Here is a 19,911-nt window from a genome sequence, read left to right as displayed (position 1 = left end):
GCGGACCATCGGACGGGAGACGTGAGCGGCCCGGCGAACGCGGGCCGAGGGGCGATGCCGACGCTGGTCGCGTCACGCGCCGGCATCGTTCAGCGCGATTCAGCGCGCGGACGGCTGCGCGATCCGCGCGTTCACCGCGTCGACGAGCGCGGTGATCCGCGCACGGATCGCGGCGTTCGAACCGACGAGCGCGAGCGACGACGCCATGATCCGGTAGATCCGCTTGCGCGGCACCTTCGCCGGCGTCGCCGGATCGAGCCACGCATCGTGGCCGGCCAGCAGTTCGAGCGTTTCGAGGCCGATCATGATCGGCCACAGGCACGCGAGCCGCAGCCGCACGAAGCGGCGCGGAATCGCGAGCGTGTAGCGGCACGCGTCGCGATACTGGTCGAGCGTCACGCGCAGCAGGTCGACCAGCACGCCGCGCGCGCGCGCCGACGCATCGGGTGTCATCAGGTCGGCGACGCCGACGCCGTATGCGGCCAGCACGTCCTCCGGCAGATAGCAGCGGCCGATCCGCAGATCCTTCGCGCAGTCGCGCAGGATGTTGGTCATCTGCAGCGCCTTGCCGAAACGGATGCCCTTCTCGCGCATGTCCGGCACGTCCCAGCCGCGCGCGGCGCGCGTGTGCGCGCCGGTCATGTCGGTCCAGAATTCGCCGACGCAGCCGGCGACCAGGTACGTGTAGCGATCGAGCTCGGCACGGTTCGGCAGCGACGCGACGCGGCCCGACTGTTCGTCGGGGAACGTGCGCAGGTCGAATTCCATCCCCGACGTCAGCGTCGCGACGACCTTGCGGATCGATGCGCAGTCCGCATCCGGCTGCGCGCGCAGCAGCGCGAGCATCGGCTGCATCGAGCCGAGCAGCACGTGTTCGTGCGAATCCGTCTGCATCCGCGTCACGTCCTCGAGCGAGCGCGACAGCACCGCGCCGTCGCCGAGCCGCTCGACTTCGTTCCGCAGGTCGGTCAGCAGCGCCGCGCGGCGATCGGGCGCGACCAGCGCCGTGTCGGCGATCGTGTCGGCCGCGCGCGCGAGCAGGTAGGCCAGGCCGACCGGGTCGCGCATGCCGTCGGGCAGCACGCGCAGCGTCAGGTAGAAGGAGCGGGAAACGTTCTTCAGCAGGTCGCCGAGCAGGTAGGCGGGATCGGTATGCGTCGTCATGGGTCGGTAAAAATCGGCCGGCGCGGGCCCCGGACGCACGCGGGCGCCGGGCGCCCGCGCCGGCCAGCGAGTCGCCGCATCGCCGTGCGCGGGCGGGTGTCGGCCCGGCGCGGCGATGCAAAAGTCCCGCAAGTTTAGTGCATCCGGCGACCACGCTCGCGATCCGTCCGACGAAGTGGGCGCGCAACTGCCGAACCGCGTCGGCGCGACGATCGCGGCGCCGGCTGGCGGCGACGGGCGGATCGCACCGTCTCGACCGCGACGTGTTCCCGCAATTCTCACGCCTGACGCGACAACAAAACAGAAAGGCGCAAGTAATACATATGTAATGATCCGGTGCGACGATCGCGTCCCGTTCGCTCACGCGGCCCCGCATCGCCGGACCGCTTGCCCTTTCACCGACTTCCGTTCCGAAGGTTCATCGACATGCTCTTCCCGCGCCCGACCGCCCTGCGCTGCATCCCGTTCGCCTGTGCCGCCGCCGTCCTGCTTGCCGCCTGCGGCGGCGACGACGTCTCGGCGTCCGATTCCGCCCGGCCGATCTCCGCGAAGGTCCAGGTGGTCGGCCATCGCGGCGCGAGCGCGCTGCGCCACGAGCACACGCTCGCGTCGTACCGCAAGGCGATCGAGGACGGCGCGGACGTGATCGAGCCCGACCTCGTCGCGACCCGCGACGGCGTGCTCGTCGCGCGCCACGAGAACGAGATCTCCGGCACGACGAACGTGTCGACGCTGCCGCAGTTCGCGAGCCGCAAGGCGACCAGGACGATCGACGGCACGCAGCTGACCGGCTGGTTCACCGAGGACTTCACGCTCGCCGAGCTCAAGACGCTGCGTGCCCGCGAGCGCATTCCGCAGGTGCGCCCGGCGAACACCACGTACAACGATCAGTTCGAGATTCCGACCTTCGACGAGATCGTCGCGCTCGCGAAACAGATGTCCGCGCAGACCGGCCGCACGATCCACCTGTATCCGGAAACCAAGCACCCGACCTACTTCCAGTCGATCGGCCTGCCGCTCGAGGACCGTCTCGTCGACGCGCTGCAGAAAGATCCGTACACGGCGCGCACGGCGACCGTCTACATCCAGTCGTTCGAGGTCGCGAACCTGAAGGCGATCCGCAACCGGATCAAGTCGAGCCAGCCGAACTGGAAGCTCGTGCAGTTGATGGACGAAGCCGGCCAGCGTCCGTACGACTTCGTGAAGGCGAACGACAAGCGCACTTACGGCGACCTGTCGACGCGCGACGGGATGCGCGAGATCGCGTCCTATGCGAACGGCGTCGGCCCGTACAAGACGTCGATCATCGCGGTGGCCGCGGACGGCACGCTGCAGCAGCCGACGTCGTACGTGCGTGACGCGCACGCAGCCGGCCTCGTCGTGCATCCGTATACGTTCCGTCCGGAGAACAACTTCCTGCCCGCGTCGCTGAAGGACGGCGGTACACCGGCCACGCGCAACACCGCGGGCTCGGTGCGCGAGATCCAGGCCTACCTGCGCGCGGGCATCGACGGCTTCTTCACCGACGATCCGGCCGTCGGCCGCACGGCCGTCGATACGTTCAAGCGCTGAGCGCGCTGAACGTGCCGCATACGATGAGCCGCTGAACATGCGGCAACCGGGCGCGGCGCATCGCGTACCGCACGCCGGTTGCCGCGCCGTGGTCAGATCACGCGGAAGTGGTGCGTGCCGTCCCGCTTCAGCTGGTCGACCAGCCCGTATTCCCAGTCGAGATACGCCTGCATCGCGGCGGCCGCGTTGTCGGTGCCTTCGTACGGGCGCCGGTAGCGATCGACGCGCGGCGACGCGAGGCGTGTCTCGCCGTGCTCGAGCGGCAACCCCGCGTCGATCCATGCGGCCGTGCCGCCGGTCAGCACCGAGATCGCCGCGGAAGCCGGCAGCAAGGAGCGCGCGTCGTCCGCCGCGAACCGCGCGAGCAGGCTCGATCCGCACGTGAACACATAGCGCCGCGCCGGCGGAATCGCGGCGAGCGCGTCGCGCAACTGCGCGCGCACGACGAACCACGCGCCGGGGATATGGCGCTTCACGTAGTTCGCGCTGGCCGTCACGTCGACGATCGCGAGCTCGCCCGCGGCCGCCTCCTTCAGCCAGCCCGCGAGCGTCGCGGGCGACACCTCGCTCACCTGCGGCGTCGCGGGCACGTCGCGCGGCGGCTGGCCGCGCTCGGTGAACGCCGCCGTGCCGGCCGGCTCGAGCACCCGCACGTCCCAGCCCATCTGCGCGAGCCACGACGCGGTCATGTCCGCGCGCACGCCGTCATCGTCGGCGAGCACGATCCGCGCGCCGCGCACGGCCGCGTGATGGTCGGTCTCCTGCACGAGCTGGCCGCCCGGCGTGCCCAGGAAGCCCGGCAGATGGCCGGCCTCGTATTCCTCCGGCGTGCGCACGTCGAAGCGGTACAGCGTGCGGCCCGGTTCGTCGAGCGCGGCGAGCTCCGCGAGCGCGATGCGCGGCACGCCCGCGCGCTCGGCCACCGCGCGCGCGGCGCGGCGTGCTTCCTCACGCTGCGCGGGTGCGATCTCGTCCGGAAAGCGTCGCGCGGCGCCGTGCTCGAGCGTCTGGCCGGCGAGCGTCCACCCGATCGTGCCGTTGCGCAGTGCCGCGACCGGGTTCGGCAACCCCGCGTTGACGAGCGACTGCGTGCCGATGATGCTGCGCGTGCGGCCCGCGCAGTTCACCACCACCTGCGTTGCCGGATTCGGCGCGAGCGCGCGCACGCGCAGCACGAGTTCCGCGCCCGGCACGCTCGTCGACGTCGGGATGTTCATCGTCTGGTATTCGTCGAAGCGGCGCGCGTCGACGATCACGACGTCGGCCTTTTCATCGATCAGCGCCCGCACCTCCTGCGCGGACAGCGACGGCGTATGGCGCTCGGCCTCGACCCATTCGCCGAACGACTTGCTCGGCACGTTCACGTCGATGAACAGTTCGCCGCCCGCGGCGAGCCAGCCCGCGAGGCCGCCGTCGAGCAGCCGCACGTCGGTATAGCCGAGCTGCGCGAGTTTCTCGGCCGCGCGCGGCGCGAGATCCTCGCCGCCGGCTTCGCCGAACACGACGATCGGCGTGTCGCGGCGCGGAATGCGCGTCCATGCGTCGAGTTCGAGCTTCGACAGCGGAAAGTTGGCGGCCCACAGCGGGTGGCCCTGCGCGTAGGGATCTTCCTCGCGCACGTCGATCAGCGCGATTTCGTCGCGGGCCAGCAGGCGCGCGCGTACGTCCTGGTACGACGCGACGGGGAAACGGGAAGTGGAATCAACGGATTGCGTCACGATGTCTCTGTCGGATTCTGTTGGAGTCGGTGAAGAAAGCACACGGAAAACGGATGCAGTTCGATGCCCGCGGGCGTGCCCTCGCAACGGGGCGCCCGCGACTTGCGGCGTCACGCGTCCGGTCACGCATTCGAATAGCCGGACACGAACGGCTTCACGGTGCCGTCGTCCAGGAACACCGCACGTTCGACCTGGCCGATGTTCGCGCCGTACACGTGGATGCTGATCGACACCTGGTCGTCGAACGCGTTGGTCACTCGATGGACGTCGCCGATGCGCGGCGACACGGCCTCGACGTCGCCCGGCTGCAGCCGTACCGCGTCGCCCGCCGGCACCGGCCTGCCGGCCGCGTCGAACCGGTACGGTTGCGAAAACTCGCCGCCGCGCAGCATCCCGATCAGTCCCCACACCGTGTGGTTGTGGATCGGCGTCGTCTGGCCGGGCCCCCACACGAAGCTGACGACGGAAAACCGCGCGTCGGGATCGAGATGCAGCAGGTACTGGCGGTAACGCTCGGGATCGGGCTGCGCGAACGCGTCGGGCAGCCAGTCGTCGTGCGCGACGAGCGCGGCCAGCAGCGCGCCGCCCTCGTCGAGGATGCGCGCCTCGTTCGCGCCGGACGCGAGCAGCGCGCCCAGCCCGTCGACGAACGGACGCAGCGGCGTCTGCTGCAACGAAAGCGTACTCATCGGCTGCCTCCTCGAATATGATGCCGAATATGATGGCTCGTCATGATGCACCCGAAATACCATGCAGAACAAACATGAAAATTAGCGATATCGATGCTTTTGCAGCGGTCGTTCGCGGCCAGACGCTGAGCCAGGCCGCGGCCGAGCTCGGCATGACGCAGCCCGCGATCACGCGGCGCGTGCAGAACCTCGAGGAGGCGCTCGGCGTCACGCTGCTCGACCGCAACACGAAGCCGCCGCGCCCGACCGACATCGGCCTGCAGGTGTTCGAGCAGTGCCGCGCGATCCTGCGCGAAGTCGACGCGCTGCGCGAACTGACGGCCGGCCAGCGGCCGCCCGCCGGCGAATTCCGTGTCGGCCTCACGCAAGGGCTCGGCGAGCTGATGCTGCCCGGCCTGATCGCGCAGCTCGCCGCGCAATGGCCGGCGCTCGCCACGCAGGTCACGACCGCGTGGGGCGGCATGCTCGTCGAACGCGTCGCGCACCGCGAACTCGACGCCGCGCTGGTGTTTCTGGCCCGCGAGATGGTGCTGCCGCCGCAGGTCGAAGGCGAGCGGCTGCTGGCCACGCGGCTCGTCGCGGTCGGCCGCAAGGGCGACTGGCCGCGCCGCAGCTACCGGCTCGCCGACTGCCATGCGCGCGGCTGGGTGCTCAATCCCGACGGCTGCGGCTTTCGTGCGGGGCTGCGCCGCGCGCTCGACGCGCAGGGGCTGCCGATGCCGGTCACGCTCGACGCCTACGGCCGCGACCTGCAATTGCAGAGCGTCGCGAACGGCTTCGGGATCGGGCTGATGCCGCTGCCGCTCGTCGAAGGCAGCCCGCTGCGCGACGCGGTCGACATCGTCCCGCTCGCCGATTTCAAGCCGCAGATCGATCTGTGGCTGCTGCACCGGCAGGACGCCGCGCGCTTCAAGGCGCCGCTCCTGGCCGTGGCCGCGCACGCGCGCACCGCGTTTGCGCTGCCGGCGGATGCGGCCGGGCACGACGAAGCCGCTTGACCACGCGCGACGGCGCCTGCGCGGCGGCGTTGCGTTTGCGTTTGCGTTGGCCTTTGCGCCCACCATCCCGCCGCCCCGCTCACGCATCGCTGTCGCGACCGGATGCCGGCGCGTCGCGTGACGTTCCGCCCGCTTCCCCGTTCGTGGCAGCGCGTCGGGCCGCCGCGTCGAGCACGGCCCGTCCGGCGGCCACCGCGATCGCATCGTCCTGCGGCGTATGCACGCGGCTGCACAGCACGTCGCGATAGTGGCGTTCGAGCGGATTGTGGCGGCTCAGCCCGTGATTGCCCGACAGCTTCAACGCATGCTCGACCGTGCGGATCGCCTGTTCCGTCACGGTCCGCTTGACGAGGCCGCTCGTCGTCACCGTCGGCGGGTCGCCCGCATCGGTGCGCGCGATGTGCTCGTCGAGCAGCACGCGGTTCGCATGCAGCCACCCTTCGATCTCGCCGACGGCCTCCTGCACGCGCGGCAGCGTCGCGAGCGGCGCACCGAGCCCGCTCGGCGCGCGCGTCGTCGCGAAATCGAGCAGCCAGTCGCGCGACGCGCGGGCGACCGCGTCGTAGAGGCTGCCGAGCAGCGCGACCATCCAGGCCTGCTGGTCGGCCTGCGCATCGACATCCGCATGACTCGCGGCCGACACGGCCCACGCATCGGGCGCACGCACGTCCACCGCATGATCCGCGGGCAGCCGCACGTCGTCGAATACCACCTCGTGACTGCCCGATGCGCGCAGGCCCAGGTGATTCCAGCTTTCGATCACGCGGATGCGCGCATCGACTTCCGTGTCGCGCTCGCGCCGCACGAGGAACACGCCGACGCGCGGCTCGGGTTCGTCCGTGCGGGCCCACACGGCCAGCCAGCGCAGCGCCGGAATGCCGGTGCTGTACAGCTTGTGGCCGGACAGCCGCCAGCCGTCGCCGTCGCGACGCGCGATCGTTTCGGGCAGGCCGCCGCGCGACGGCGAACCGAGCGCCGGCTCGACGCGCAGCGCGTTGATCAGCGCGCCGTCGGCAACCGCGCTGTCGAACACCGCACGCCGCAGGCGCGCGGGCCAGCGGTTGTCCGCGCGGCCGAGCGCGCGATGCTGCAGATAGGTCATCGTCAGCACCAGCGCGGTCGCCGGATCGGCGCGCGCGACCGCGGCCACGATCCGGCTCGCCTGCGCGAGCGTCGCGCCCGCGCCGCCGTGCTCGCGCGGCACGACCTGCGCGATCAGCCCGGCGCGATGCAGCCGCGCGAAATTCTCGTGCGGGAAACGGCCGTCGACGTCGTTGCGGGCGGCGTCAGCCGCGAGTTCGGGCGCGAGACGCGCGAGCAGCGCGGTAACGCGCGCATCGTCGGCAGGCAGGTGGCGCAGCGACGACTGGGACGACTGCGGCGATAGCGGCGAGGAAGCGGCAAGGCTGGCGGACATCGGTACGGATTCCCTCGGTGACTGGGTAACGGGATAAAACGTCGTGGCGAAGATCGCTCGGCGAATGGCGGCGGTGGCTCGTGGAGCCGGCGGCGATCGGCGCTGGATTCGCCGGGGGCGCGTGGCGTGGATCCGGGGCGCTCGCGCACGCATCCGCCGCACACCTCTGCCTTCGCCCCGAGCCGCTGCTTCCGAACCCGATGCCGATCCGGCTCCCGTCGTGTTGATCCGGCGCGCAAGCCCCGCTCGACACGCAGCCGGCGCCCCGTCCGGCCCGATCGTGAGCCCATAGCGTATGCGCAACGCACACGCGCCCAAACCATGCAAATCTGATATTCAATTCGGGATTGATTATTTCCGTTCCGCATGATCCCGGCGGTAATCTGCGCTCCATTCCCGCCCGGCCGGCCATCGCTGGCCGCGCCGGGCCGTCCTTGCATCGGAGACCCAGATGAGCGTCGAATTCATCGGCATGATCCAGAGCCAGAAGCAGTCGGAAATCCATCCGCCTGCCGGCCCCGTCGTCGACCCCGACTACGTGCGCGACTTCGCCCGCGCCCACGAAACGGCCGGCTTCGACCGGATCCTCGTCCCGCACCACTCGACCGGCCCGTCGGCGACGCTGACGATCGCGTTCGCCGCCGCGGCGACCGAACGCATCCACTTCATGCTCGCGCATCGCCCCGGCTTCACCGCGCCGACGCTCGCCGCGCGGCAGATCGCGACGCTCGACCAGTTCAGCCGCGGCCGGCTCGCCGTGCACTTCATCTCCGGCGGCTCGGACAGCGAGCAGCAGCGCGACGGCGATTTCCTCGACCACGACGCACGCTACGCGCGCACCGACGAATACCTCGGCATCCTGCGCCGCATCTGGACCGACACGCAGCCGTTCGATCACGACGGCGCGCACTACCGCTTCACGCAGGGTTTTTCGGAAGTGAAGCCGTTCCAGAAGCCGCACGTGCCGATCTACTTCGGCGGCGCCTCGGAAGCGGCGCTGGAAGTCGCGGGCAAGCACGCGGACGTCTATGCGCTGTGGGGCGAATCGCTCGACCAGGTGCGCGACCTGACGACGCGCGTGCGCGCCGAAGCCGCGAAGCACGGCCGGCAGGTGCGCTTCTCCGTGTCGTTCCGGCCGATCCTCGCGGCGACCGAAGACGAAGCGTGGGCGCGCGCGCACCGGATCCTCGACGAAACCCGCCGGCTGCGCGAAGCGGCCGGCCTCGCCACCGGCGGCCCGCAGCAGAGCGAAGGCGCGCGGCGCCTGCTCGCCGCGGCCGAACGCGGCGCGCGCGTCGACAAGCGGCTGTGGACCGAGATCGCGAAGCTCACCGGCGCGCGCTCGAATTCGACCGCGCTGGTCGGCACGCCCGAACAGGTCGCCGACGCGCTGCTCGACTACTACGACCTCGGCGTGACGACGTTCCTGATTCGCGGCTTCGATCCGCTCGAAGACGCGATCGACTACGGCCGCGAACTGATTCCGCGCGTGCGCAGCGCCGTCGCGGCACGCGACGCGGCGCGCCGCGCAGCCTGACGCACGGGGAGATGCCGACCATGTCCGCCGTCCTGTCTTCGTCCTCGCCCGTGCGCACCGCGTCGGGCCTCGTCCTCGCCGACACGCCGCGCCAGCATTTCTGGTTCGATCCGCCCGCGCCGCGCTTCGACGTCGCCGCCGAGCGCCGCCACCGGCAGGAGCGGCTCGCGGCCGCGTTCCGCCTGTTCGCGCGCTTCGGCTTCGCGTCGGGCCTCGCCGGCCACATCACCGCGCGCGACCCGGAACTGCCCGACCACTTCTGGGTGAATCCGCTCGGCGTGCATTTCTCGCAGATCAAGGTGTCGGACCTGCTGCTCGTCAATTCGCGCGGCGAAACCGCGATCGGCAACCGGCCGCTGAACAAGGCCGCGTTCGCGATCCATGCGGCGATTCACGACGCGCATCCGCACCTCGTCGCGGCCGCGCATACGCATTCGACCTACGGCAAGGCGTGGTCGACGCTCGGCCGCCCGCTCGACCCGCTGACGCAGGACGCGTGCGTGTTCTACGAGGACCACGCGCTGTTCGACGACTTCACCGGGATGGTCGTCGATACGAGCGAAGGCGCGCGGATCGCGGATGCGCTCGCGAAGCCCGACGGCACCACGCACAAGGGCGTGATCCTGAAGAACCACGGCATCCTGACGGCCGGCCCGACGGTCGAGGCCGCCGCGTGGTGGTACATCGCGCTCGACAACGCCGCGCACACGCAGCTGCTGGCCGAAGCGGCCGGCACGCCGCAACCGATCGATCATGCGACCGCGCGACACACGCACGGCCAGATCGGCGGCCCCGACGGCGCATTGCACGCGTTCGACAGCCTGTTCGCGCGCGTCGTCGCCGACGAACCCGACCTGCTCGACTGAGCGCCCGCCGCACGACCGGAACCGGAGACCACACCATGACCAAAACCACCGCACCCGCGCCGACCGGCGCCCATGACGACAAGCGCCGCCGGCTGCTGCGCGCGGCCGGGGCCGCCGCGCTCGCCGCACCGGCGATCACGCTCGGCCGCAAGGCCTGGTCGGCGCCGCCGCTGAAGAAGCTCACGTTCGCGTGGAACCAGAACGCGTTCTGCCTGACGCCGATCGTCGTCGCGCAGGAGAACGGCTTCTTCGAGAAGAACGGGCTGAAGGTCGAACTGATCAACTACAGCGGATCGACCGACCAGCTGCTCGAATCGATCGCGACCGGCAAGGCCGATGCCGCGGTCGGGATGATCCACCGCTGGCTGAAGCCGCTCGAAGCCGGCTTCGACGTGAAGATCATCGGCAGCTCGCACGGCGGCTGCGTGCGGCTGCTCGGGTCGAAGACCGCGGGCGTGACGACCCTGCAGGCGCTGAAGGGCAAGACGGTCGGCGTCAGCGATCTCGCGGCGCCCGGCAAGCACTTCTTCTCGATCCTGCTCGCGAAGAACGGCATCGATCCCGAACGCGACATCACGTGGCGGCAGTATCCGGCCGACCTGCTCGGCGTCGCGGTCGACAAGGGCGAGATCCAGGCCATCGCCGACGGCGACCCGAACCTCTATCTGCTCGAGAAGCGCAGCAACGGCGCGTACACCGAACTCGCGACGAACCTGTCCGGCGAATACGCGCGCAAGGTGTGCTGCGTGATCGGCGCGCGCGGCGACCTCGTGCGCAACGACCGGCCGGCGGCCGCCGCACTCGCGCGCTCGATCGTGCAGGCCACCGAGTACACGCACGACAACCCGAACGAAGCCGCGAAGGCATTCGCGAAGTATTCGCCGAAGATCAACCCCGACGACCTGCGCAAGCTGTACGCGACGCTGACCTACACGCACCACCCGACCAACGTCGACCTGCAGCAGGAAATCGCGTTCTACGCGGACGATTTCCGCCGCATCAGCGTGCTGAAGAAGAGCACCGACCCGCAGCGCTTCGCGCAGCAGGTCTATGCGAACGTGCTGGGGTGACGCGATGTCGACGATCGAACACGCGTCCGCCGCGCGCACCGCATCCAACTCGTCCAATGCCGCCACCGCGGCGCCGCCCGCGACTGCCGCGTCCCGTCCCGCGTGCACGGCCTGCGACGCGACGCTCGCGGTCGAAGCCCGCCGGGCACGCAGCTGGCCGACCGGCGTCGTCGCGGCGCTCGCGTGGGCCGCGCTCGGCGCGGTGACCTACGTGTGGCCGAACCGCGTCGTCGGTTTCACCGACTGGGCGTACACCGACACGTTCGGCATCGCCGCGTGGGCGATCGGCGCGCTGCTGCTGGCCGCCGCGACGCTCGGCCATCGCGTGCCGGCCACGCGTGCGCGGCTCGCCCGCGTGCGCCCGGCCGGCCCGTGGCTCGTGGCGCTGCCGCTCGTGCTCGCCGTGTGGGAAATCGTCACGGCCAAGACCGGCTGGCTGCCGACGCCGTTCTTCGCGCCGCCGCAGGCGCTGATCGAGGTCTACGCCGACGACTGGCCGCGCCTTGCCGGCAGCGCCGGCAACACGCTGAAGCTGCTTTCCCTCGGGTTCGCGTACGGCGTCGCGGTCGGGTTCGCGGTCGGCGTATCGATCGGCTGGTCGCGCCGCATCGGCTACTGGGTGCATCCGGTGCTGCGCGTGCTCGGCCCCGTGCCGGCCACCGCGCTGCTGCCGCTCACGTTCTACTTCTTCCCGACGAGCTATTCGGCCGCCGCGTTCCTGATCGCGCTGTCGACCGGCTTCCCGGTCGCGGTGCTGACGTGGTCGGGCGTCGCGAGCGTAAACCGGCAGTACTACGACGTCGCGCGCACGCTCGGCGCGAACGCGCGCTTCCTCGTGTTGCGCGTCGCGATTCCGGCCGCGCTGCCGCACGTGTTCGTCGGCATCTTCATGGGGCTGAGTGCGTCGTTCACGGTGCTGGTCGTCGCCGAGATGATGGGCGTCAAGTCGGGGCTCGGCTGGTACCTGAGCTGGGCGCAGGGCTGGGCATCGTACGTGAACATGTATGCGGCGCTGATCGTGATGGCGCTGCTGTTTTCCGGGCTGATCGCGCTGCTGTTCGCGGTGCGCGACCGTGTGCTCGCGTGGCAGAAAGGAACCGTCAAATGGTAAGCGCCGCCGTTCTCGAATCGTCCGTTGCCACGCCGCCCGCCGCGCTCGACGCCACGGCGCCGCGCGGCGCGCGCATCGACATCCGCCGCGTGAGCCATGCGTTCGACGGCCCCGGCGGCCCGCTGCCGGTGCTCGACGACGTCACGCTGTCGGTCGCGGCCGGCGAATTCGTCGCGCTGCTCGGCCCGAGCGGCTGCGGAAAATCGACGCTGCTGCGGCTCGTCGCGGGCCTCGACACCGCACGGCAAGGCACGATCGCGCAGGACGGCGCGCCGATCGAGCGGCCCGATCCGTCGCGCATCGTCGTGTTCCAGGATCCGACGCTCTACCCGTGGCGCCGCGTGCGCGCGAACGTCGCGCTCGGCCTCGAGGCGCGCGGCGTGGCCCGCACGTCGCAGCATCGCGTCGACGATGCGCTCGCGCGCGTCGGGTTGCAGGAATTCTCGAACGTGTTTCCGCATCAGCTGTCGGGCGGGATGGCGCAGCGTGTCGCGCTCGCCCGCGCGCTTGTCAACGATCCACGCCTGCTGATCCTCGACGAACCGCTCGGCAAGCTCGATTCATTGACGCGGCTGACGATGCAGGCCGAGTTGACCGCGCTGTGGCAACGCGACGGGTTCTCCGCGCTGCTCGTCACGCACGATGTCGAGGAAGCGCTGTTTCTCGCGCAGCGCGTGATCGTGTTCGGGCCGCGGCCTGCACGCATCGTCGCGGAACTGCGTGTCGACCTGCCGTATCCGCGCCATCGCGGCGACCCGCGTCTCGCCGAACTGCGTCACGAAGCACTGCGGCATCTCGGACTCGATGCGAGCTGGTAGATGCGCAGTGCCTTTCGCAGGATGGCCGGTGCGCGGCAAGGGCCGCGCCGATGAACGCGCCGCCGTTCGCCGACTGGGCGCTCCTGTTCCTGCAACTGCTGTATCGCGCACAGATCGCGTTGGCCCGGGTGCTGCATGCGATCGGCCTGACCGGCGATGCCGACGGACAGGCCGCGTGGCCCTGGGCACACCGCATCGCGCTCGAAACGCTGCGCATCGACGCGGGGCTCACGCGACAGCTTGCATTCGCCGTCGCAATGACCACGCTCGCCGCGGCGCTCGGCTGCATTGCTCTCGTGTCGCGCAAGTGGCGGGCGGCAGCGGCGATCGCCGCGCTGGCCGTCGCGTGGTTCGCGCCGTGGCCGCCGGCGTCGCTGTGGCTCGCGCCGGCGGCGCCCACGAGTTTCCAGCGCAGTCCCGCCGCGTTTTCCGTCGTGAACCTGATGCGCGGCGCGCATCTGTATGCGCAGCATTGCGCAGCCTGTCACGGCGCGGACGGCCGCGGCGAAGGCCCGCTCGCGGCGAGCCTCGCGCATTGGCCGCCGACCTTCGCGGGCGCACTGCTTGCCCGCCGGCTCGACGGCGAACTGTATTGGCGCATGCGCCACGGTACGCGCGACGCGCGCGGCGCGGCTTCGATGCCGGGCTTTGCCGCGACGCTCGGCCCGGCCGACACCTGGGCCGTGCTCGATTACCTGAAAGCGCTGTCGGCCGGCAGCGGCGCGCAGGCGGAAGGGGCGTGGCCCGTGCCCGTTCCGCTGCCGGCGCTCGACGTGCGCTGCGGCAGCGCCGCGCCGCAACCGCTCGAGCGCTGGCGCGAAGGCCAGCGTGTGCGCATCGTCGCGCTCGCGCCGGGCGGCACGCCGCCTCGGGAAGACCCGCGCTGGCAGACGCTGCTCGTCACCGCCGGCGATCCGTCCACGCCGCCACCGCCGGTCGGCACGCGCGCGAACTGCGTCGCATCGACGCCCGATGCATGGCAAGCGTTCGCGACGATTGCCGGCGTGCCGCCCGCTGCGTTCGGCGGCACGCAACTGCTTGCCGACCGGCGCGGCTGGCTGCGGGCGCGCGCGTTGCCGGGCAGCGCGGGCTGGTCGGCCGACGACTTGCTGTGCCGCTCGGATGCCGCGGCGCGAGCGCCGGCCGACGCCGCGAACGTCGATCCGCTGACCGCGCTGCTGCTGCGCGTGGATGCCGAACCCGTACGCGACGTGCAGGCCGGGCTCCCGCATTGAATCCCTGAACCGTTTTCCCGACGAACCGAACTTCACGATGAATCCGACCCGACGCCACTTCCTCGCGCAAGCGAGCGCCCTCGCCGCCGCCACCCTCGCCGCCGCGCCGACCACGCTGCATGCGCAATCGGACGCGCGGCCGCTGCTGCGTGCCGGCGACCAGAAAGGCGGCCTGCGCGCGCTGCTCGAAGCCGCCGGCGAACTGAACGGCCTCGCGTACGACATCGCATGGACCGAATTCCCGGCCGCCGCCCCCCTGGCCGAAGCGCTGAACGCGGCGGCCGTCGACTGCGGGCCGATCGGCGACGCGCCGGTGATCTTCGCGCTCGCCTCGGGCGCCCGCATCAAGGTGATCGGCGCGAACCGGTCCGACCCGTACGGCACCGCCGTGCTCGTGCGGCCCGACGCGACGCTGAAGGACGCCGCCGACCTGAAAGGCAAGCGCATCGGCACCACGCGCGGCTCGATCGGCCATTTCGTCACGTTGAAGGCGCTCGACGCGGCCGGCCTGCCGCCCGACGCCGTCTCGTTCCGCTTCCTGCCGCCGGCCGACACGATGCTTGCGCTCGCAACCGGTTCGATCGATGCGTGGGCGACGTGGGAACCCTATACCGCCCTCGCGGAAACGAGCGGCCGCGCGCGCGTGCTCGTCAACGGCCGCGGCCTGTGGTCGGGCTTCAGCTACATCGCGGCGACCGACGCGGCGATCGCGTCGAAGCGCGACGTGCTGCACGACTTCCTGCAACGGGTGGTGCGCGCGCAGGTCTGGTCGTACCGGCACGTCGACGCGTATTCCGCGGCACTCGCGCGCATCATCGGCATCCCGCCGGCGGCCGCGAAGCTGCAGTTCGAGCGCCGCAACACGCGCTGGCAGCCGATCGACGCGACTGTGATCGCCGGGCAGCAGCGCACGGCCGACTTCTACCTGAAGGCCGGGCTGCTGCGCCAGCCGCTCGACGTGCGCACGACCTTCGACCTCGGCTTTCCGCTGGCGTAACCGGCCGCGGCCGTGCGGCGGCCGGCAACCGCCCAAACGGCTTTCGCACGATCTGGCACAATCGCGATTCGACCATCCTGCCCGTGTCAGCCAGCGTCATGCCAGCCATCTCCGAACTCTTCGTCTACCCGATCAAATCCTGCGCCGGCATCGCGCTGTCGCGCGCGCAACTGCTCGAAACGGGCCTCGCGTACGATCGCCACTGGCTGATCACCACCCCGGACGGGATGATGATCACGCAGCGCACGCACCCGCGCCTCGCGCTGATCCGCACCGCGCTCGAGCACGACGCGCTCGTGCTGAACGCGCCGGGCATGCCCGAGATCCGCACGCCGCTCGACGGCGACGCGACGCCGGCCACGCCGAAGATGGCCGCGACCGTGTGGCGCGACACCGTCGACGCGATCGACACGGGCGCCGCGACAGCCGCATGGCTCACCGAATTCCTCGGCACGCCGCTGAAGCTCGCGCGCTTCGGCGCGGATGCGCGCCGCGGCTGCAACCGCAAATGGACCGGCGACATCGACACGCACACGCAGTTCGCGGACGGCTATCCGCTGCTCGTGATCGGCCAGTCGTCGCTCGACGACCTGAACGCGAAGCTCGTCGCGAAAGGCGCGCCGGCGATTCCGATGAACCGCTTCCGCCCGAACATCGTCGTGTCGGATCTCGATGCGTATGAAGAGGATTTCGTCGAGCATCTCGACGCCGAAGGCGACACACCCGTGCGGCTGCGCCTCGTGAAGCTGTGCACGCGTTGCCCGATGCCGACGATCGACCAGGTGACCGGCGCGCCAAACCCGGCGTGGCCGCACGAGCCGACCGACACGATGCAGACGTATCGCGCGAATCCGAACTACGACGACGCGCTGACCTTCGGCATCAATGCGATCGTCGTCGAAGGCGCGGGAGCCTGGCTGGAGGTCGGGCAATCGCTCGAAGCGGAGATCGGATTCGGCGATTGAGCGACTGAGCGGGGCGGCGGACGGCGCGTCGTATGCATCGCCGCCGAGGGCGATGCGTCGAAGACATCCGCCGCGACGTGCCGGCGCGCCCACCTCCCTCCCTCGGAGATGCCGCTCGCCGCCATTCGCTCACATTCGCCGCGATTCTCCGCGACCAAGCGAACCAGCCCTTCTACTGCGCCGCCGCCGGCGCCGTCGGCAACATCACCGTCACGATCAACCCGCCTCCCGCCGCATCGGCCAGCGTCACGCTGCCCTGATGCACGCGCGCGATCTCGCGCACGATCGACAGCCCGAGCCCCGTGCCTTCGACCGTCTGCGTCTTGCTGCCGCGATGGAAACGCTCGAACACCGCGTCGCGTTCGCCGGCCGGAATGCCCGGCCCGTTGTCGATCACGTCGAGCCGCGCATGGTCGCCATCGCGCGACACGCGCACCGTGATCACCGCGCGGTCGCCCGAATAACGAATCGCGTTGTCGATCAGGTTGCCGATCAATTCGCCGAGCAGGTCCGGTTGGCCGAGCACGTCGACATCCGCCTCGTGCTCGAAGCCGAGATCGATGTCGCGCGCGCGCGCGACCGGCGACCAGTCGAGCGTCACGCTGCGCGCGAGCCGGTGCAGCGCGACCGGCTGGTGCGCGACCGCCTGGCCGCTGTCCGAATCGAGCCGCGACAGCGACAGCAGCTGCTGGACGATCTTCACGGCCTGCCGCACCGCGCCGTTCACGCGCCGCAGATGCACGTTCACGCGCGGCTGCTCGTCCGGCCGCAACGCCAGCTCGACGCCGGCCTGCACCGCCGCGAGCGGGGTCTTCAGCTGATGGGCCGCGTCCGCGAAGAAACGCCGCCGCGCGACCTGCATCCGCTGCGTGCGGCCGATGTACTGGTTGATCGACTCGACGAGCGGCGCGAGTTCACTCGGCATGCCGCCGGTATCGAGCGGCGTCGGATCGCCGTCGCTGCGCGCGGCGACCGTCGCCGACAGCCGGTTCAGCGGCCGCAGCCCGCGCCCGACGCCGAGCCACACGATCCCGAGCGCGAGCACGACGAGCAGCCCCTCCTGCAGCAGCGAGCCCATCAGGATCTCGCGCGCGAGCGCCTGGCGCGCCTCGATCGTCTCGCCGACCATCACCCACACGATGCGCGTCTGCGCGGTCGGCACGTCGTGCACCGGCACGCGCAGCGCGGCCATGCGCAACTGCTCGCCGCGATAGACGACGTTGTAGTAGCGCGTGACGAACAGCGTGCCGTCGCCCTGCGGCAGCGGCAGGTCCGGATAGCCGGTGATCGTGCGGCCGTTGTCCTCGCGAATCAGGTAGTAGATCTTGCCGCCGTCGCCCGACTCGAACATTTCGAGCGCGAGATACGGCAGGTCGACCTCGATCTCGCCCTCGTTGAACCGCACGCCTTCGCGGATCGACTTCAGCGACGACGACAGCGTGCGGTCGAACGCGACGTGCGCGGCGCTCATCGCGCGCTGGTACGTGAGCCACGAGTCGAGCGCGAGCAGCCCGAGCAGCGGCAGCAGCAGCCACAGCGCGACCTGCGCGCGCAGGTTCGGGCGTGTCACCATGCTTCCCGCCGGATTGCACCAGCCAGCGTGGCGGAGAACGCGTGCGGCCTCGCTCCGCGCCCGCGCAGCCGGCCGGCTTTGCCAGGCCGGCCGCGGATGGCAGACGCGCCCCCGGCAGGCCGCGAACGTGTCGATCCCGAGCAGCGCTTTGGCGCGTACCGCGACCCCATGCAAAGAAGGCAAGCCCGGCGGCGGTTCATCCGGCCGCCTTCGCTTCGAGCAAGTATCCGAGGCCGCGCAGCGTGACGATCGCGACGCCGGTGTTCTCCAGTTTCTTGCGCAGCCGGTACACGTAGATCTCGATCGCATCCGCGTTGACCGACTCGTCGAGCCCGAAGATCTTCTCCGACAGCGTCTCCTTGTTGATCGCGCGGCCGTTGCGCAGGATCAGCACCTCCAGCACCGAGCGCTCGCGCGGCGTGAGCGGCAGCGGTTCGCCGGCGAGGTGGAAGCTGCGGTCGATACTGTCATACGAAAGCGGCCCGCACTCGACCCGCGAATGCTCGTGGCCGAGGCTGCGCCGGATCAGCGCGCGGGCGCGCGCCTCCAGCTCGGTCAGCTCGAACGGCTTCGCGAGGTAATCGTCGGCGCCGAGATCGAGCCCCTTCACGCGGTCCTCGACCGAGCCGTGCGCGGTGAGGATCAGCACCGGCACCGGATTGCGGCGCGCGCGCAGCCGCCGCAGCACCTCGAGCCCGTCGAGCTTCGGCAGCCCGAGATCGAGTATCACCAGCGCGTAGTCCTGCGTGCGCAGCACGTGATCCGCCGCCTCCCCGTCCGCCATGTGATCGACCGCGAAGCGCGCGGCACTCAGCGCGTCGTTCAACGACTGCGCAAGGTTCGGGTTGTCTTCGACGAGCAGCACACGCATGGGGACCTCGGGAAATCCATGACACAAAGGACACTATTGTGAACCGAAATGAAAGCAGGCTGAAAGTGCCTCGCAATTAACATCCGCGTCACTCGAACAACACACACGCATAACTGGAGGAAGACATGCCGTTTGCACCGAAGCAGCTCGCCGCCGCGCTGGCGATCGTCCTGGGCACCGCCGCCGGCGCCGCCACCGCGCAGGTCCCGGCCGGGTATCCGGGTAACTACCAAGGTGTCGTCGACGCCGCGAAGAAGGAAGGCAAGCTGATCGTCTACTCGACGACCGACACGGGCCTCGTGCGCCCGCTGATCAAGGACTTCGAAAGCCTGTATGGCGTGAAGGTCGAGTACAACGACATGAACAGCACCGAGCTGTACAACCGCTACATCAGCGAGAACGCCGCGAGCAGCACCAGCGCCGACGTGCTGTGGAGCTCGGCGATGGACCTGCAGGTCAAGCTCGTCAACGACGGCCTGATGACGTCGTACGATTCGCCGGAAAGCGCGAACGTGCCGCAATGGGCGCAATACCAGAAGCAGGCGTACGGCACAACGTTCGAGCCGCTCGCGATCGTCTACAACAAGCGGCTGATTCCCGAGAACGAGGTGCCGAAGACACGCACCGACCTGATCAAGCTGCTCACGTCGCAACCCGACAAGTTCAAAGGCAAGCTGACGACGTACGACGTCGAGAAATCCGGCGTCGGCTTCAACGCGCTGACGCAGGACGCGCACCTGAACGAGAAGGTCACGTGGGAGCTCGTGAAGGCGATCGGCGCGACCGGTCCGAAGCTGCAGTCGAGCACCGGCGCGATGATGGAGCGCATCTCGTCAGGCGAGAACCTGATCGGCTACAACATCATCGGCTCGTATGCGTACGCGAAAGCGAAGAAGGACAAGTCGATCGGCTACGTATTTCCGAAGGACTACACACAAGTCGTGAGCCGCCTGGCCACGATCTCGAAGAAGGCGAAGAATCCGAACGCCGCGAAGCTGTGGGTCGACTACCTGCTGTCGAAGCGCGGCCAGACGCTGATCGCGAACCAGGCGAACCTGTACGCGATTCGCACGGACGTGACCGGCGAAACGTCGGCCGCGAGCCTCACGAAGGAACTCGGCGATTCGCTGAAGCCGATCCCGATCGGCACCGGCCTGCTCGTCTATCTGGACCAGTCGAAGCGGCTCGCGTTCCTCAAGCAATGGCAGCAGGCGATCAAGAGCTGATCCACTGATTCGCTGATCGGCTTCGGCCGACCGACGGCCGCCCGCCGCACGCCGCGCGGGCGGCCCCCTTCCCCTTACCGACTT

General features: G+C 70.1%; 17 protein-coding genes. 11 read left to right on the top strand and 6 right to left on the bottom strand.

The annotated features are described in order from the left end of the window. Positions 1-99: 99 nt before the first annotated feature. A complete protein-coding gene (locus DID99_RS00805) occupies positions 100-1,164 on the bottom strand; it encodes a phytoene/squalene synthase family protein (protein WP_124665838.1) in 1,065 nt (354 codons plus the stop codon). Between the two features lie 426 nt (positions 1,165-1,590). Between DID99_RS00805 and DID99_RS00800 the strand changes: the two genes are divergently transcribed. After that, positions 1,591-2,736 carry a glycerophosphodiester phosphodiesterase gene (locus tag DID99_RS00800; RefSeq protein ID WP_124665837.1) on the top strand — a complete coding sequence of 382 codons (1,146 nt, stop codon included), beginning with the start codon at positions 1,591-1,593 and terminating at the stop codon, positions 2,734-2,736. Positions 2,737-2,828: 92 nt separating this feature from the next. On the opposite strand, the gene DID99_RS00795 is transcribed toward DID99_RS00800, so the two are convergent. Then, positions 2,829-4,454: a rhodanese-related sulfurtransferase gene (locus tag DID99_RS00795; RefSeq protein ID WP_124665836.1), complete on the bottom strand. Its 1,626-nt coding sequence runs from the start codon at positions 4,452-4,454 to the stop codon at positions 2,829-2,831. A 122-nt stretch (positions 4,455-4,576) separates the two neighbouring features. Next, entirely contained in the window at positions 4,577-5,143 is a 567-nt protein-coding gene (locus DID99_RS00790) for a cysteine dioxygenase (protein ID WP_044842991.1), read from the bottom strand. Positions 5,144-5,217: 74 nt separating this feature from the next. On the opposite strand from DID99_RS00790, the gene DID99_RS00785 reads away from it, so the two are divergent. After that, entirely contained in the window at positions 5,218-6,141 is a 924-nt protein-coding gene (locus DID99_RS00785; RefSeq protein ID WP_124519553.1) for a LysR family transcriptional regulator, read from the top strand. Between the two features lie 79 nt (positions 6,142-6,220). Here DID99_RS00785 and DID99_RS00780 read toward each other — a convergent pair whose 3' ends face one another. Further along, positions 6,221-7,558, bottom strand: a complete 1,338-nt coding sequence (locus tag DID99_RS00780) for an acyl-CoA dehydrogenase family protein (protein WP_124665835.1) — start codon at positions 7,556-7,558, stop codon at positions 6,221-6,223. A gap of 451 nt (positions 7,559-8,009) precedes the next feature. Between DID99_RS00780 and DID99_RS00775 the strand changes: the two genes are divergently transcribed. From DID99_RS00775 to DID99_RS00740, 8 genes are all read left to right on the top strand, one after another. Beyond that, entirely contained in the window at positions 8,010-9,095 is a 1,086-nt protein-coding gene (locus DID99_RS00775) for an LLM class flavin-dependent oxidoreductase (protein WP_044842988.1), read from the top strand. 20 nt (positions 9,096-9,115) lie between these two features. Then, complete coding sequence (locus DID99_RS00770) at positions 9,116-9,961, top strand: class II aldolase/adducin family protein (protein WP_124484933.1); 846 nt, start codon at positions 9,116-9,118, stop codon at positions 9,959-9,961. Positions 9,962-9,996: 35 nt separating this feature from the next. Beyond that, entirely contained in the window at positions 9,997-11,031 is a 1,035-nt protein-coding gene (locus DID99_RS00765) for an ABC transporter substrate-binding protein (RefSeq protein ID WP_044842987.1), read from the top strand. Between the two features lie 4 nt (positions 11,032-11,035). Beyond that, positions 11,036-12,142, top strand: coding sequence for an ABC transporter permease (locus DID99_RS00760; protein ID WP_124665834.1), 1,107 nt, complete (start codon positions 11,036-11,038; stop codon positions 12,140-12,142). Next, positions 12,136-12,960 carry an ABC transporter ATP-binding protein gene (locus tag DID99_RS00755; protein WP_124665833.1) on the top strand — a complete coding sequence of 275 codons (825 nt, stop codon included), beginning with the start codon at positions 12,136-12,138 and terminating at the stop codon, positions 12,958-12,960. The genes DID99_RS00760 and DID99_RS00755 overlap by 7 nt, the downstream gene beginning before the upstream one ends. Positions 12,961-13,010: 50 nt before the next feature. Beyond that, positions 13,011-14,195, top strand: a complete 1,185-nt coding sequence (locus tag DID99_RS00750; protein WP_124665832.1) for a cytochrome c — start codon at positions 13,011-13,013, stop codon at positions 14,193-14,195. A 37-nt stretch (positions 14,196-14,232) separates the two neighbouring features. Next, positions 14,233-15,192, top strand: coding sequence for an ABC transporter substrate-binding protein (locus DID99_RS00745; RefSeq protein WP_124665831.1), 960 nt, complete (start codon positions 14,233-14,235; stop codon positions 15,190-15,192). Between the two features lie 98 nt (positions 15,193-15,290). Next, the gene (locus DID99_RS00740) at positions 15,291-16,157 is read left to right on the top strand and encodes an MOSC domain-containing protein (protein ID WP_124485076.1); all 867 of its coding nucleotides are present in this window, start codon (positions 15,291-15,293) and stop codon (positions 16,155-16,157) included. Between the two features lie 172 nt (positions 16,158-16,329). Here the strand turns inward: DID99_RS00740 and DID99_RS00735 are convergent, their stop codons facing one another. Then, the gene (locus tag DID99_RS00735; protein ID WP_124665830.1) at positions 16,330-17,730 is read right to left on the bottom strand and encodes a sensor histidine kinase; all 1,401 of its coding nucleotides are present in this window, start codon (positions 17,728-17,730) and stop codon (positions 16,330-16,332) included. A gap of 196 nt (positions 17,731-17,926) precedes the next feature. Beyond that, a complete protein-coding gene (locus tag DID99_RS00730; protein WP_044842980.1) occupies positions 17,927-18,601 on the bottom strand; it encodes a response regulator in 675 nt (224 codons plus the stop codon). Between the two features lie 125 nt (positions 18,602-18,726). On the opposite strand from DID99_RS00730, the gene DID99_RS00725 reads away from it, so the two are divergent. Next, positions 18,727-19,827 carry an ABC transporter substrate-binding protein gene (locus DID99_RS00725; RefSeq protein ID WP_044842979.1) on the top strand — a complete coding sequence of 367 codons (1,101 nt, stop codon included), beginning with the start codon at positions 18,727-18,729 and terminating at the stop codon, positions 19,825-19,827. Positions 19,828-19,911: the final 84 nt, after the last annotated feature.

Source organism: Burkholderia sp. Bp8986 (genome assembly GCF_003854225.1).
In the GTDB taxonomy this organism is placed as follows: domain Bacteria; phylum Pseudomonadota; class Gammaproteobacteria; order Burkholderiales; family Burkholderiaceae; genus Burkholderia.
This window is presented reverse-complemented; position numbering and strand designations above follow the sequence as displayed.

Bases quoted from the DNA above. Each gene is read 5' to 3' on its own strand.
- DID99_RS00775 (WP_044842988.1), top strand. From the start codon at position 8,010: ATGAGCGTCGAATTCATCGGCATGATCCAGAGCCAGAAGCAGTCGGAA.
- DID99_RS00735 (WP_124665830.1), bottom strand. From the start codon at position 17,730: ATGGTGACACGCCCGAACCTGCGCGCGCAGGTCGCGCTGTGGCTGCTG.
- DID99_RS00770 (WP_124484933.1), top strand. From the start codon at position 9,116: ATGTCCGCCGTCCTGTCTTCGTCCTCGCCCGTGCGCACCGCGTCGGGC.
- DID99_RS00790 (WP_044842991.1), bottom strand. From the start codon at position 5,143: ATGAGTACGCTTTCGTTGCAGCAGACGCCGCTGCGTCCGTTCGTCGAC.
- DID99_RS00780 (WP_124665835.1), bottom strand. From the start codon at position 7,558: ATGTCCGCCAGCCTTGCCGCTTCCTCGCCGCTATCGCCGCAGTCGTCC.
- DID99_RS00745 (WP_124665831.1), top strand. From the start codon at position 14,233: ATGAATCCGACCCGACGCCACTTCCTCGCGCAAGCGAGCGCCCTCGCC.
- DID99_RS00740 (WP_124485076.1), top strand. From the start codon at position 15,291: ATGCCAGCCATCTCCGAACTCTTCGTCTACCCGATCAAATCCTGCGCC.
- DID99_RS00750 (WP_124665832.1), top strand. From the start codon at position 13,011: ATGAACGCGCCGCCGTTCGCCGACTGGGCGCTCCTGTTCCTGCAACTG.
- DID99_RS00765 (WP_044842987.1), top strand. From the start codon at position 9,997: ATGACCAAAACCACCGCACCCGCGCCGACCGGCGCCCATGACGACAAG.
- DID99_RS00755 (WP_124665833.1), top strand. From the start codon at position 12,136: ATGGTAAGCGCCGCCGTTCTCGAATCGTCCGTTGCCACGCCGCCCGCC.
- DID99_RS00800 (WP_124665837.1), top strand. From the start codon at position 1,591: ATGCTCTTCCCGCGCCCGACCGCCCTGCGCTGCATCCCGTTCGCCTGT.
- DID99_RS00725 (WP_044842979.1), top strand. From the start codon at position 18,727: ATGCCGTTTGCACCGAAGCAGCTCGCCGCCGCGCTGGCGATCGTCCTG.
- DID99_RS00760 (WP_124665834.1), top strand. From the start codon at position 11,036: ATGTCGACGATCGAACACGCGTCCGCCGCGCGCACCGCATCCAACTCG.
- DID99_RS00805 (WP_124665838.1), bottom strand. From the start codon at position 1,164: ATGACGACGCATACCGATCCCGCCTACCTGCTCGGCGACCTGCTGAAG.
- DID99_RS00730 (WP_044842980.1), bottom strand. From the start codon at position 18,601: ATGCGTGTGCTGCTCGTCGAAGACAACCCGAACCTTGCGCAGTCGTTG.
- DID99_RS00785 (WP_124519553.1), top strand. From the start codon at position 5,218: ATGAAAATTAGCGATATCGATGCTTTTGCAGCGGTCGTTCGCGGCCAG.